Raw genomic sequence first — 14191 nt, 5'->3', positions numbered from 1 at the left:
GAAAAAAGGAGGGGAAAATCGTGAAGCGTAGTGTAGGTGAAATCCTGGGAAAAACAGGGATACGGATTCCGCTCATCCTCTGGACAATAGCAGTATTATATCCGATTTTCTGGATGTTTCTCGGGTCTTTCAAATCAAATGCAGAGATCTACAGAAATCCTTGGGGGATCCCTGAATCATTGAACTGGCAAAATTTTGCTGATGCATGGACAAATTATAATATTGACACAAGCGTTTTTAATAGTTTCATTGTGACGGCAGTTGGTGCAATTTTAACATTAGCGCTCGCGATACCAACGGCATATGCCATTGAACGATTGAAGTTTCGCGGGAGTAATTTTTTATTTATTTTATATGTTTCCGCCATGATGATTCCGATGGTGCTTGGATGGATTCCGTTATTCTTCTTATTAATGGAATTTAATTTGCTTGATAATATATTTGGGCTGGCAATTGTATATGCTGTTAGTCAGTTGCCATTCACGATATTCGTTCTAACCAGCTTTTTGAGCACGATTCCGAAATCGCTGGAAGAAGCTGCAGCCATTGATGGAATGTCACCGTATGGTATATTGGTAAAAATCATTACTCCTTTGAGTATGTCAGGAATTATTACGGTAACGATTATGAATACGATTCAGTTCTGGAACGAATACTTCATGGCATTGATTTTTCTGCAGAGCAGTGAGAATTATACACTGGCACTAGCGATTGATTTTATTAGCAGTGAGGCGCAGTATACCAATGCTTGGGGGACATTATTCGCAAGTCTTATTATAGCGATTGTTCCTGTGATTGTTCTTTATGCAATTTTCCAGCGGCGGATTGCGAAGGGAATGACGGAAGGAGCGATTAAGGGATAAGGTTAAAGGCGACATCATTTTAGGTGTCGCTTTTGATGTCGGTCGTCATATCAGAAGTCCCCTTCAAAGGGTCGTTATCGTTTTCAGTGGAGCCAGCAGTTATCCTTCAGAAAATGTTTTAAAAGTGAAAAAAAGGGTATAAACGTTAAGATATGTGATTGAACCGGAACTGTAAAAACGAAGCAGATGAAAATGTTTTACGTCGACATATCCAAGTAAAAGTCATTTTTCACACATTCGATATAAATAAGGAGTGATACCACATTGAGTCAAGAAAGAATTTATGGCAATACACCTTGTTTTTTAGGTGGTAGAAAAGTTAATTTGAAGGATGATAGTACGAATGATAGAGATGTGTTGATATACGGAGTCCCTTGGGAAGGCTCTGTCACATGGGGGGACTATACAGGCGCTGAATTGGGCCCAAAAGTGATTCGATTGAATTCGGCTCGTTATTCAGGATACCTGCCCGAATTAAATGATATCAATGTATTAGCACATTATGCTGTAGGTGACTTAGGTGATGTCGATGTGGTTCCTGCAGATACGATTGAAACAATGCGCCGTATTGAAAATGTTGCAAGTGATGTTTGGAAAACGAATACATTCCCTGTTGCATTTGGTGGGGATCATGGGATAACATACCCGATTGTAAAGGCCTTAAGTGAAGAGATTGATGGACAGGTGGGGATCATTCATTTGGATGCGCACTATGATAACCATCCCGATTATGAAGGTGATTTATATGCGCGCAGCACGCCTTTTCACCGCATTTATGAAAGCGAAAGTGTGCGCAATGAAAGTATTGTCCATATGGGCATTCATGGACCACGTAATAAACCTGAAACGGGAAAATATGCAAAAGAGGTTGGTGCAGCAACGATTTCCGTAAGGGATGTCCGTAAATCCGGCAATGAAAATGATTTGCCAGCGTTAGCACGACAAGCATATGATATTGCAAGTGAAGGAACAGAAGCTGTCTATTTAAGTATTTGCAGTGATGTGCTTGATTTTGCTTTTAATCCAGGGGGACCGGTTGATGGAAACGGGATAACCTCCTTTGAACTGCTTGAACTTGTTCATGAATTTGCCAAACTCGGTATCCGTGGAATGGATTATGTGGAAGTTTATCCACAACAAGACATAAATGATAACTCCTCGCATTTTGTTACCTATGCTGTGCTTTATGCATTGGCCGGAAACATGTTACGGAAACAGAACGAATAAAATGACAGAGCCGTTTCCTTGATCGGGAGCGGTTTTCTTATGGAATAATGAAGAAAATTGTAATATGGTTAATATTGCGTTTTATAGGCGTAAAACTACGCTAAAATGCCATTTTCTCCTAGGAGGAAATGGCATTTTGCCTGTCCCTTTCTGTCGAAATTTCACCTTTTGTTCGGTTGTTTGGATATAGAAGTGGTGCTACACTTAATAAACAAATGAGAGGAGTGAGAATGTATGGCTGATATTTCAAATAGGGATTTATTTTTAATGATGAAAGAATTAGGAGAAAGTTTAAATGAGGTTAAAGAGACAGTAGGGACCATAGAGACAAGGGTTGGTAATATAGAAACAAGAGTAGAAAATATAGAAACAAGAGTAGAAAATATGGAAACGGAAATGAAAGAAATGAGACATGATATCCATATCCTGGATAAAAAAGTTACCGTGCTTTCGGATGATCTACTACAAGCAAGAGCAGAAATTACAATTCTTCAGGAAGAAGCCAATTGAAACGTGCATTCTTGCGGGCTGATTTTTTCCATTACTATTTCACATTTTCCTCCATTGACACAAACATAGAAAAACAAAATGAAGTAATGAAAATATCCAAAGTGATTTAGAATCCTTTGGGCCTGTTATACATGATGTTAAACAAGCCGTATCCCTGAATCAGTAAAGAAATGAAATGTTATAATGGATGATCAATAAAACTCGCTGAATTCCTATTTATAGGTTTCAGTTGTTTCACTATGAACTCATTTTCATATGAATTAAGGATAATTTGACCTATTTCAGACACGAAGATAATTCGAAATACTCTTGTAGTGTTTCCTTAGCCAATGCTAATCTTTATGTATTGCAAAGGAGGATGTATGTATTGACCAGAGAAATGTTGGAGGAATTGCTGGAACGCTTTACGGGGATGATGGAGGAAATGCAAGATATAAGGGAAAATGGCAATCATGTGAATCAACTTATTTTAAAAACAGAAAATCGGGTAAACGAAATAGAAACGGATTTATCTGGATTACAGCAAAACCTTCGGAAATTGGATCAGAAATTTATTTTAGTAGAATCATTAATGAGAACAAAGGTAAAAAGACAAATAATACGTAGTGTTAGTTAAGAAAGCGTGCATATAGCAGGCTTATTTTTTTTACTACCTAGGAAATTATAAAATTATTTGCTTGTGGATAATTTGATTTCCAAAAGTAGCCACATCCGGCTCCAGCGCCCAGCAACTAGCAAACTTCACAATTCTCCATTACGATAAGTCAACATCGGCTCGTACCTCGCCGTGTTTCCTTTTCGCTTTCCAAGCATAAGATTCACTTTGGCTTTCACCACTACTAGTGATAAGTCAAGTTCATCTAATCTCACTGCGAAGTGTTCCAGTTTGTACGTTGCTAACCGGGCGCCATGCGCCTTTGTTCCTAAAAATCCTTTTTACTTGTTTCATACCTCTAGAACTGCTAACATAAAATGAGATAAGCTTTATACGAAATGAAAACTTATGAAAAAATGAAAAGTTATTCTTTCTGAAAAATGTCATTATAAATCCTCTCTTAACGAGGCTATATGTGGTTTTGCATGAAAGCAGACTCAATGTATTGGAACATTTGCTTTTTCTTTCAGATGCTTTCCGATGTGATTAGCCATTATTATTGCAGTACTATTTATGGAATATGGTGTGAACTTGTTGCGTTAAACGCACATAGTATTTATTATGTTTTATTTACGGGGTATGCTGCGCTAATTATTGTTGGAATCGTTTATCGATCTAGTAGCGAAGGGGAATTTGTGCAAGCTAATGGAGAATACGTTTTTTCATTTAAAAGGATCATAGATGAATTTTTATAGGGTACCTCACCATTTTCGCATGGTGGCGCTAATGAGGAGACAAACCACCAAAAATTTCATGTTGCCTTTTTACGTCGTTGGGCGTATAATAAAAATTTATTCGAATATGAAGCATTAAATTAAAATATAATTAATTATGAGGTGGAGAAAGTGAAGAAATTTTTATCTACGAAGATGGGGTTCTTTGCGATCGCTGTAGTGCTTTTTTGGATAAAAACGTATATTATATATTCAGTAGAATTTAGTTTAGGTGTAAGCAATGGGATACAGGAATTTCTATTATTCTTTAATCCACTCAGTTCCGGATTGATTTTTCTGGGATTGGCATTGTTTGTTAAAGGCAGAAGAGCGGGAATATGGGTTATTATTATTGACACGATATTAACGTTTATACTGTATGCAAATGTGGTTTTCAATCGTGCTAATAGTGATTTTATTACCATACCGACGCTATTTCAAACAAGTAATTTCGGTAGTTTGGGTAGTAGTATTGCAGATTTAGCAATGATACATGACCTGTTGTATACCGTAGATTTAATTATTTTGATCGTATTATTTGTAAAGATGCGTACAAATTGGTCACCAACACGTATGCAGATCCGTAAACCGGTTATGGTATTAATGGCGGGTGTTGTGGTTTTTACGGTGAACCTTGGTTTGGCAGAAGCAGACCGTCCACAATTATTGGAACGTACGTTTGACCGTAATTATGTAGTGAAATATCTTGGTGTCTATAATTTCTTAATTCATGACGCTATTCAAAGTGCTGAAACCTCCACAAGACGTGTTTTAGCTGATAGCAGTGATCTAACAGAAGTTGAAAATTATACGGATAGTAAATATGCAGAACCAAATCCGGATTATTTTGGAGAAGGGGAAGGCAAAAATGTCATTAAAATACACCTGGAGTCATTTCAGTCCTTTTTAATCAATTATGAGCTACATGGAGAGGAAGTAACGCCATTCTTAAATTCATTGGTCAATGATGAGAGCCAGGACTTTACGTATTTTGATAATTTCTTCCATCAGACGGAACAAGGAAAAACTGCGGATGCGGAATTAATTATGGATACGTCGCAGTATGGGTTACCTCAAGGTGCTGCGTTTGTAACCAAAGGAAGCAATACGTATCAATCCTTGCCTGCTATTATGAATCAGCAACAGGATTATACAAGTGCTGTTTTCCACGGAGATGATAAATCATTTTGGAATCGGGATGAAGTTTACAAATATCTAGGAATTGATGAGTTCTATGATTCTAGTTACTATGATATGAGTGAAGATAACGTCATTAACTATGGGCTAAAAGATAAGCCATTCTTGGAGGAATCAATTCCTTTACTTGAAGATATGGATGAGCCGTTTTATGCGCATATGATGACATTAACTCATCATCACCCCTATTTAATTGATGAAGAGGAAGCTACAATTGATCCAGCAGAAACGGGTGATGGTTCGGTTGACCGTTATTTCCAAACCGCACGCTATATGGATGAAGCTTTGGAACAATTCTTTGATGACTTGAAAGAAGCGGGATTGTATGAGGATTCCATCATTATGCTTTACGGGGATCATTATGGTATTTCAGATAACCATAATCGAGCAATGGGTGAAATCATGGATGAAGAGATCACGCCACTTAAGAATGCAGAATTACAACGCGTCCCATATATGATTCGTGTGCCGGGTGTTGAAGGACAAGGCACAAATCATGAATATGCTGGTATGGTGGATGTTGTGCCGACGTTATTACATCTTTTGGGTATTGATTCCGAAGATTATATTCAGTTTGGTACAGACTTGTTCTCGGAGGACCACAAGGATTTTGTTCCATTTCGAAATGGTGACTTTATGACAGAAGAATACAGTTACGTTAACGGTGTGTATTATGATAATGAAACGAAAGAAGAGATCGAGGAACCAACAGAAGAGATGAAGGAACAGCGTGAAACTGCAGTTCGAGAGTTGGAATTGTCAGATGAAGTAATGTATGGAGATCTATTACGTTTCTACACGCCGAATGAGGATTGGGAACCTGTAGATCATAATGATTATTTCTACGGGGGAAATGAAGAAGAGGAAGAAGATGAATCGTAATTCAAGGGTGCTGATAAATTTGAACGGTATTCTTGAAAATAGACATCTTTAATAAACAAAATGACTCTGGCATCGTTGCTGGAGTCATTTTGTTTAGGACTAGACCAATCAGGGAAATGTCCTCTATAAACGAACTTTACATCCTTAAAAAGGGGGAGATCACATGCGTGATTATACAAGACACTATATTAATGGTAAATGGATGGAGTCCACAGGTTCTGAGACGGAAGAGGTAATTAACCCAGCCACGGAGGAAGTAACTGGACGTATTAGCCTCGGAACGAAAGAAGATCTGGATCGTGCGGTAAAAGCAGCAAGGGATGCTTTTCCTTCATTTTCAACAACAACGAAGGAATACCGAGCAGAATTGCTTGAACGTATTGCAAGGGAATATGAGAATCGCAAAGATGAGTTGATTGAGGTCATCAAGGAGGAGCTAGGTTCTCCAGTCTCTATGACTGAAAAAGTTCACTATAACATGGGGTTGCAGCATTTTAGGGAAACAGCAAAACTGCTAAGAGATTTTGAATTCACAGAAAAGCGTGGAGATTCACTGGTTGCAAAAGAACCAGTTGGGGTCAGTGGTTTGATTACACCATGGAATTTCCCAACAAACCAAACCTCTACGAAATTGGCCGGTGCATTGGCAGCTGGAAACACGGTTGTTCTGAAGCCCGCAGAGCTTACCCCATATGCTGCTATTCTTCTAGCAGAAATCTTTGAAACGGCTGGTGTACCAAAAGGGGTTTTTAATCTTGTGAATGGTACAGGAGAAACAATTGGCAATGGCATCAGCTCTCATCCCGGGATTGATCTTGTATCATTTACCGGCTCTGGGGCAGTTGGACAAAAGGTATCGGAAAATGCTGCCAAGACGATTAAGAAAGTTGCGCTTGAGCTTGGCGGGAAATCACCACTTGTTATCCTTGAAGATGCCGATGTGAAGAAGGCTGCAAAAACAGCTGTCTCTAATGTTCTGATGAATACTGGTCAGGTTTGTACAGCCGCGACGCGTACCCTGATTCCACGTTCGATGCATGATAATTTTATAGAAGCAGTCAAAGAAACATTACCTACATTCTTAGTTGGGGATCCAAATGATGAAAATAGTGTTGTTGGTCCACTTGTATCCAAGAAACAATGGGATCGTGTCCAGAGCTATATTGAAAAAGGTATGGATGAGGGAGCTACTCTCGTTGCAGGCGGTACCGGAAAACCTGAAGGCCTGGAGGAAGGTTATTATGTGAAACCGACTGTCTTCACCGATGTGAGAAATGATATGGTAATTGCCCAGGAAGAGATTTTTGGACCTGTCATGTCAATTATCACATATGAGGACCTCGATGAAGCCATTGAAATAGCCAATGATACGGTATACGGACTAGCTGGGTATGTATTCGGCGAGGATGAGGAGAAACTCAAAAAAGTAGCTTCACGTCTGCGAGCTGGAAGAATTACCATCAATAATGCCAAAGCAGATTTCTCTGCTCCATTTGGAGGCTATAAAGAATCAGGCGTTGGCCGCGAATGGGGAGATTACGGTATCGACGAGTATTTAGAAGTTAAGTCTGTACTCGGAATGCCATCCTAAGTAAAATAATAACCTGAAATATTCATTGAGGCATTTTTTGCGCACCAAAAGGCGGCTGATGAGCCTCCTCGCGCTGAGGGGTCTCGCCTAGGCTAATCGTTTCCCACAGGCGTATCCATGTATTTCCTCTGCTAGTATTTCGGTTTCTGGCGTTAAATTATATTCGCAATTAACACCAAATGGCGATGAGAATTGCACATTACGTCGCAGTTTATATTTTTCGTGTCAAAAGTAACAAACTTAAAATATCTTATGTAAGCGGACCATCTCATTTAGCAGGTGATCCGTTTACATTTTATAATCATGAATAGCGGTTCTTATGTTATACCGAGATCATGCATCCTATTTACGTATCCCCTTACTTTTTCTCTCTTGTTTTACCAATGAGTACGACGTAATCCAGGCTGTAATTGGTATAATTAATGCTACACCAATACCAGCACAAAGAATATTGATTATTTCCGCACTAAATACGTTGGAATTGATAATTTCACCAAATGTATAAGATAAATCTTTAAACCATATCAATAGCCCGAGATAACTCCCAAAAAAGGCGAAAAACAATGTATTCGTATCGGTTCCCAAAATGTCACGACCAATCTTCAATCCGGAAGTGAATAATGCTTTCCTACTAATGGATGGATTATGGCGATATATTTCGTTGATCGGCGAGGCTATCGAAATAGCAACATCTATAATCGAGCCGATTGCACTCATAATGATCATACAAGCAGCAACTTTTACAAAATCGACTCCGACATAAAGGGAAAATGCGCTGATTTCTTCCGTTTCTTCTTCTCCGAATCCTTGGATTTTTGCTTTTTCTGTCACCATAATAATAAAAAAGAGCAACAGGACTATCGTGATCATAGTAGAAAGAAAGGCTGTTTTTGTTTTACGGTTTACTTCATTAATGTAAAACAGATTGATACAGCTGATCACCGTACATGCCATGAGTGTCGGAATAAGCGGATTAATGGTTGGAATGCTCATGATAATGATGGTAAGCAGGAGCACACCAAAATTTAGGAAAAGTGCCACGAAGGATCTTATTCCTTTCCCCCCGCCGATCAGAGCCATTAATACGAATAATATAATTGCGAGAACAACTAGTACATTCATGATTTCGCCTTCTTTCGTTTTACGAAAAATATTGCTGTGTATACACCGATTGGAATGGTTAACACGATACCAATTCCACCCGCCAAAGCTCTGGCTAATTCCAATGAAAGGTTCATAGAAAGAGAAAATACCACGGGAGAACCGTTATTAAAATATAAAATAAGCATTGGGATGGAGCCACTGATATAGACGAAAAATAAAATATTGGTGATTGTTCCCATAATATCTTTGCCAATATTCATTCCTGATGTTTTCAGTTCGCGAATAGATATCTGATGATTTGATTCATACAACCCAAAAATGGAGGAGGCAATGGTGATGGCGATATCCATAACGCCCCCCAACGATCCGAGTAATAATCCGGCCAAGAAAACAGCTTTATAAGGCCTGGTCAGAAATTCCATTTCTTCATATCGGAGTCCGTTTTCGGAAGTAATCCATAGAACAAAGTAAGTGATGGCAAGACATAGAAACGTACCAAGTAGCGTTGAAATAATGGCTGTATAGGTTTTTTCATTAAAACCGTTCACGATTAACAACGAAATCACGGTGAATAAAACAGCGCTTATCCCACATACCCACAATAAACGCATGCTCTCCGTATTCACATAAACATCCAAAGCATAGGTTAACAGCGTAGCATTAACGGCTAAACTGATGATTGAAAATAACCCCTGCTTTTTCCCAACGATGAGCAAGACAAAAATAAAAATCCAAGCAACAAACACAATGTATTTATCTCGTTTTACATCCGTTATGCTGCCGGTTAGATTGTTATCTTCTTTGTTTTCATCGATCGAAACAAACAGTTCGTCTCCAACTTCATATTCCTGGTCATATGCTCCAGATGATGAATACTCGTTTTCTAAATGGATTTGCTGTCCTTTAGCCTGTCCATTTTGTAATTCCGCCATAATATCTTGCATAAACCGTTTATCCTGATTGTCATTTATATCTGTCACTTCTTCCGTATTGACTAGATTAGCTTCGGTGACTTTAGCAATTGGAGAGTCATAGTGTGCATGATTATGTGTTACAAAAATAATCGATACCACAAAGCAAATGACAAGGACAATATAAAACCCAATTTGTATCGGTGTCATGTTTTTTAATTTATTTAGGATAGCGTTCAAAACACAAACCTCCAAGGAAGCGCAGCGTCATTAATGGTAAAAGCTTTACAAGCAGTATTCCGTTCATGATGGACTTAGAATAGCAGGAATGTGTTCCAATGGTCAAGCGAATAAGGAGTTGGTTATGTATCAAGTTTCTGTGTTCCCAATCTGTCATTTCTTCGTTACTTCCTCATTTTAGAAACAGCAAGAAGTATGACAGATAGACGACCTCCCTACGTAAGCACAGGCAGTTTAAAACACATAAATCTACAAGCTTCTATGTATACATTGATAGAAAGTTGGTATAAACATTCATTTCATGGGCTCGATATAGGGAAAACCAAGCAAAACAAGAATACTACACTGACTAAAACCCTGCCATTTGCCAAGATTCTACTTTTCTCCCGTCATTTGCATTACGAATCAAAAAAACGGTAGCATATACTAAATTATACAAGCACTAGAGGCTTGTAGTATATTGTAAATCAAAGAAAACCGGAAAAAGGGGAAGGGTATTCACAAAATAGTATAACGATGATAGATGTATCAGCTCGAGGAGTATTTAAAAATAAGTAAAACAAATGTTCCCTTTTCATGGTTATTTTCACCAAATTTATGATATACTAATAACCAGATAATGTTCTTTTAGGGATAGGCCGGCTAACCCTTCTACAGTTAGAAGGGGGTGATGTCACTTGAGCACTTATGAAGTGTTTATGGTGCTGTTTGGATTTGGCACCTTTTTGATAGCATTGCTGACACTTGTGTATCGAATGATCAATAAAAAATAGACCTCTCTATTAACCCTTAACAGTCATTGTTCGGAGAGGTCTATTCGTAAAGGATAGCCGAACCCCCCTAAAGGGAACCGCTTATCACTGGGCCACAGTTACAGCTGTGGTCTTTTTCAGTATATGCATCATTCTACCTATAGTATACCATAAAACCAGGTTTTGAAAACAAAAAAGGGGCTGTATCGTTACTAAATATTTCACCAGGAGTCATCTTTTTCTCTATTAAAATGCAGTATGCTATAGTGGTTACGGAGGAGTTGTAACGATTGAGTGTACATCGGCATTCTTTTAGTATGTATGTAAGAAATGCCAGTCAGGTTGCAGAATTGTCCGGAATGACGCAGTCGATGGAATATGTTTTAGCCGCCGTCGATACGATGTTTATTGGTTATTTACGGTGCAACGCAGGTTTGGACAGTTCCATTATTCACATTGATCAATGTTGCAATTTTGGTCATGACGTTGGGAACGGGGACAGAAGGAATAGGTGAAATAGGAGTGAGATGATGGAACAAAGAAAATATACTATTCGCGATGCGCACTTCTGGAAAATTTCATGGGGCTTAGCATTGGCATCATTTTTTATTTTTGCTTGCATGTATGCTGTTCAGCCACTTCTTCCAGTATTTGTGGAAGAATTCGGTGTTTCTGTTTCTGCATCCAGTTTGGCATTTTCATTAACCATTATTGGTTTAATTATTGGTTTAATTGTGCTCGGATTTTATTCGGATCGTATTGGTCGTACGATATTTATTAAACTTTCTTTAATTGGCTCCATCATCCCTTTTCTGGTTATTCCAATGGTTGATTCCTTTTATGTTATTGTTGTTCTACGCTTTATTCAAGGCTTTGCGTTGGCAGGGCTGCCGGCAGCGTCGATTGCATACCTAAATGAGGAAATTGATTCCAGAAGTGTTGGTGTTGCAACAGGGCTTTATATTTCCAGTAATGCGCTTGGTGGTATGGTTGGAAGAGTGTTGACTGGGTATATTACAGACCATTTTTCATGGCAAGTGGCATTTTTGGTTCTGGCAGTAGTAGGTCTGCTGGTACTTGCATCTGTGTATCTAATGCTTCCGAAATCACGTTTTTTTCATTCCAGTGATTTAACTTTTCGCAAGGATATCGAAGGTTTTCTGTTTCATTTTAAAAATTCCGCTCTATTACTTGTCTTTGGACTTGGGATTGTGTTGCAATTCGCTTTTACAGGTATGTGGACGTATTTGCCGTTTCATTTACAGGGAGACCCTTTTTCGTTATCTTTACAGACTATTTCCTATACCTTTTTTGCTTATGGTCTCGGTGTTATTGGTTCGCCGCTAGCTGGATGGTTTGCAGGAAAATTTGGCTTGCGAAACATTCGCGTTATTGGGGTTATCATTTTAACGATTGGTATATTATTAACGTTAAGCACCTCTCTTGTTGTCATTATTATCGGGTTATGTGTTTCGTGTCTAGGGTTTTTTACTGCTCATTCTTTAACTACAACAAATGTAGGGGAGCAAGCAACACATCATAAAGGAAGTGCTGCAAGCCTATATCTAGTAGCATATTATATTGGAGTAGCACTCGGTGGCTCTGCACTTGGGCCGTTATGGGATGTTGCAGGATGGATAGGTATAGTGCTATTTACAGGAATATTGCCTGTTACTTATGTGATTTTCATTCGAAGTGGGAATAAAAGAAAGGAGACTCCTCATTAGATTCTTTCCGTGAGTCTGTGCGGTTGATATCAACTGCGACGTAGTGAAAATTTCCTTCCACAACGAGTCTCTCTTTCTAATGATTGTTGTCTCAAAACAACAATCCCATAGAAAACAGCCATTAATGGTGTAGTAGTCTTCTTCTATCGTTATTTAAAAACATCCGGTAGTACGGTTAAATCAATTCCCCATACAATTGGTACGAAGAAATATATTCCAACAGTAACGAGAATGATACCAGTTAAATTCAAGGAAAATCCTGCTTTTGCCATATCTGGTATTCGTAAGTAACCTGATCCAAATACGACAGCGTTTGGCGGTGTAGCAACAGGAAGCATGAATGCACTCGATGCAGCTACTGCAGCTGCTATCATTACACTGTATGGATGAATATGTAATGCTGCAGCTAACGAAGCCATGATAGGGAACATCATCGATGCAGTTGCGGTATTGGATGTTATTTCGGTTAAGAAAATCACAAGTGCTGTTACGAGGAGAATGACAAGGAAAATGTGGATCCCCTGCAGTCCCTGCAATTGTCCGCCAATCCATTCCGAAAGTCCCGATTCTGTAAATCCTGCTGCAATGGCAAGTCCACCACCGAAGAGTAATAGGATCCCCCATGGTAATTTAATAGCAGTATCCCAGTTAAGTAGATGCCCGCCTTTTTCCTTTTTAGCAGGAATGATAAATAGAATTAACGCAGCAGTTATCGCTATAATGGCATCATTGATATTTCCATTAACATATTCATTTAACACAAATGTACGTGTAACCCAGGCTAAAGCTGCTAAGATAAAAACGATAAATACTGCCTTTTCTTCATACGTCGCTGCACCGAGTTTCTTTTTCTCGGATTGAATAACGGCTTTTCCACCTGGTAATTCTTTTATTTTTAGTGGGAAAGCAACCTTCACTAAATAAAACCATACAATGAAAATAAATACCCAGGCTAGCGGGATACCAAAGAGCATCCAGGTTGCGAAAGATAATTCGATGCCATAGATTTCATTTATTGCTCCGGCTAATAACGTGTTCGGAGGTGTTCCGATAATCGTTGCAATTCCCCCAATCGAAGCAGAATAAGCAATACTTAACATCATTGCTTTGCCAAATGCGAAATTCTCTTTGGATGTATCAACAGATGGATCATCTTTTAGTGCATCTGATACTTGATAGATAATTGCAAGGCCTATTGGAACCATCATCATTGCTGTTGCGGAATTGGAAATCCACATCGATAAAAATCCCGTCGCAACCATAAAGCCAAGAATAATTCGACTGATGCTTGTACCAATAATAGAGATAATGGTCAATGCGATACGTCTATGCAAATTCCATCTTTCCATGGCGAGCGCGATCATAAAACCACCCATAAATAAAAAGATGGTATCATTTCCATAAGCAGACGTTGTTGCGTCAACATCCAATCCGGAAGTCATGGGAAATAAAATGATGGGTAAAAGAGAAGTTGCCGGGATCGGAATCGCTTCTGTCATCCACCAAATTGCAATCCAGATAGTACTTGCCAGTATAGCAATACCTTCGTCTGACAAGCCCTCAGGAGAGACGAAGAAGTAGGTGATAAGAAACAATAATGGCCCTACAAATAGTCCGATTAATTGTGCAGGCGTGTAATTGCGATTGTTTCCTCCATTTCCATGATTGGCTCCTGATTGGTTGTCTGAATCCAAATTTCCAGTTCCAATATCTGATGCATTCGGTTTGACAAAGAAGATAAATAGATCTTTTACTTGATCATGTTTCTCCCATAACCAATTCCAAGTGGTTGATAACATATATCTCCCTCCTTGTATTC

The 14191-nt window shown here is 38.8% G+C and carries 13 protein-coding genes; 9 read left to right on the top strand and 4 right to left on the bottom strand.

Annotation, left to right across the window (positions count from 1 at the left end; genetic code table 11):
* Positions 1–20: 20 nt before the first annotated feature.
* The 4 genes from KFZ56_RS14075 (at position 21) to KFZ56_RS14060 (ending at position 3216) form a co-directional block, all read left to right on the top strand.
* Positions 21–863: a carbohydrate ABC transporter permease gene (locus tag KFZ56_RS14075; protein WP_222642539.1), complete on the top strand. Its 843-nt coding sequence runs from the start codon at positions 21–23 to the stop codon at positions 861–863.
* Positions 864–1127: 264 nt separating this feature from the next.
* Complete coding sequence (locus KFZ56_RS14070; protein WP_222642538.1) at positions 1128–2090, top strand: agmatinase family protein; 963 nt, start codon at positions 1128–1130, stop codon at positions 2088–2090.
* A 234-nt stretch (positions 2091–2324) separates the two neighbouring features.
* Entirely contained in the window at positions 2325–2600 is a 276-nt protein-coding gene (locus KFZ56_RS14065; protein ID WP_222642537.1) for a hemolysin XhlA family protein, read from the top strand.
* A 367-nt stretch (positions 2601–2967) separates the two neighbouring features.
* A complete protein-coding gene (locus KFZ56_RS14060; RefSeq protein WP_222642536.1) occupies positions 2968–3216 on the top strand; it encodes a hypothetical protein in 249 nt (82 codons plus the stop codon).
* Positions 3217–3341: 125 nt separating this feature from the next.
* On the opposite strand, the gene KFZ56_RS19605 is transcribed toward KFZ56_RS14060, so the two are convergent.
* Positions 3342–3470, bottom strand: coding sequence for a hypothetical protein (locus KFZ56_RS19605; protein WP_255585149.1), 129 nt, complete (start codon positions 3468–3470; stop codon positions 3342–3344).
* A 630-nt stretch (positions 3471–4100) separates the two neighbouring features.
* On the opposite strand from KFZ56_RS19605, the gene ltaS reads away from it, so the two are divergent.
* Positions 4101–6047 carry a lipoteichoic acid synthase gene (gene ltaS / locus KFZ56_RS14055; RefSeq protein WP_222642535.1) on the top strand — a complete coding sequence of 649 codons (1947 nt, stop codon included), beginning with the start codon at positions 4101–4103 and terminating at the stop codon, positions 6045–6047.
* A gap of 163 nt (positions 6048–6210) precedes the next feature.
* Positions 6211–7638, top strand: coding sequence for an aldehyde dehydrogenase family protein (locus tag KFZ56_RS14050; protein WP_222642534.1), 1428 nt, complete (start codon positions 6211–6213; stop codon positions 7636–7638).
* 342 nt (positions 7639–7980) lie between these two features.
* On the opposite strand, the gene KFZ56_RS14045 is transcribed toward KFZ56_RS14050, so the two are convergent.
* Both KFZ56_RS14045 and KFZ56_RS14040 read right to left on the bottom strand, forming a co-directional pair.
* Positions 7981–8760, bottom strand: coding sequence for a YibE/F family protein (locus tag KFZ56_RS14045; protein WP_222642533.1), 780 nt, complete (start codon positions 8758–8760; stop codon positions 7981–7983).
* Positions 8757–9893 carry a YibE/F family protein gene (locus KFZ56_RS14040; RefSeq protein WP_375540680.1) on the bottom strand — a complete coding sequence of 379 codons (1137 nt, stop codon included), beginning with the start codon at positions 9891–9893 and terminating at the stop codon, positions 8757–8759. Before KFZ56_RS14040 ends, KFZ56_RS14045 begins: the two co-directional genes overlap by 4 nt.
* Before the next feature lie 677 nt (positions 9894–10570).
* On the opposite strand from KFZ56_RS14040, the gene KFZ56_RS14035 reads away from it, so the two are divergent.
* The 3 genes from KFZ56_RS14035 (at position 10571) to KFZ56_RS14025 (ending at position 12372) form a co-directional block, all read left to right on the top strand.
* Complete coding sequence (locus KFZ56_RS14035; RefSeq protein WP_222642532.1) at positions 10571–10666, top strand: putative holin-like toxin; 96 nt, start codon at positions 10571–10573, stop codon at positions 10664–10666.
* Between the two features lie 269 nt (positions 10667–10935).
* A complete protein-coding gene (locus KFZ56_RS14030; protein WP_222642531.1) occupies positions 10936–11160 on the top strand; it encodes a hypothetical protein in 225 nt (74 codons plus the stop codon).
* 15 nt (positions 11161–11175) lie between these two features.
* The gene (locus KFZ56_RS14025; RefSeq protein WP_222642530.1) at positions 11176–12372 is read left to right on the top strand and encodes an MFS transporter; all 1197 of its coding nucleotides are present in this window, start codon (positions 11176–11178) and stop codon (positions 12370–12372) included.
* Positions 12373–12521: 149 nt separating this feature from the next.
* Here the strand turns inward: KFZ56_RS14025 and KFZ56_RS14020 are convergent, their stop codons facing one another.
* Positions 12522–14171, bottom strand: a complete 1650-nt coding sequence (locus KFZ56_RS14020; RefSeq protein WP_222642529.1) for an SLC13 family permease — start codon at positions 14169–14171, stop codon at positions 12522–12524.
* Positions 14172–14191 lie beyond the last annotated feature (20 nt).

The sequence above is a fragment of the Virgibacillus sp. NKC19-3 genome (genome assembly GCF_019837165.1).
GTDB classification, from domain to species: Bacteria; Bacillota; Bacilli; order Bacillales; family Amphibacillaceae; genus Virgibacillus_L; species Virgibacillus_L saliphilus.
Note: the sequence above shows the minus strand (reverse complement) of the source record. Positions and strands in the feature narration are given on the sequence as shown.

What these genes read in the sequence shown, in the direction of transcription:
- KFZ56_RS14025 (WP_222642530.1), top strand. Translation starts at nt 11,176, where the DNA reads ATGGAACAAAGAAAATATACTATTCGCGATGCGCACTTCTGGAAAATT.
- KFZ56_RS14020 (WP_222642529.1), bottom strand. Translation starts at nt 14,171, where the DNA reads ATGTTATCAACCACTTGGAATTGGTTATGGGAGAAACATGATCAAGTA.
- KFZ56_RS14050 (WP_222642534.1), top strand. Translation starts at nt 6,211, where the DNA reads ATGCGTGATTATACAAGACACTATATTAATGGTAAATGGATGGAGTCC.
- KFZ56_RS14045 (WP_222642533.1), bottom strand. Translation starts at nt 8,760, where the DNA reads ATGAATGTACTAGTTGTTCTCGCAATTATATTATTCGTATTAATGGCT.
- KFZ56_RS14065 (WP_222642537.1), top strand. Translation starts at nt 2,325, where the DNA reads ATGGCTGATATTTCAAATAGGGATTTATTTTTAATGATGAAAGAATTA.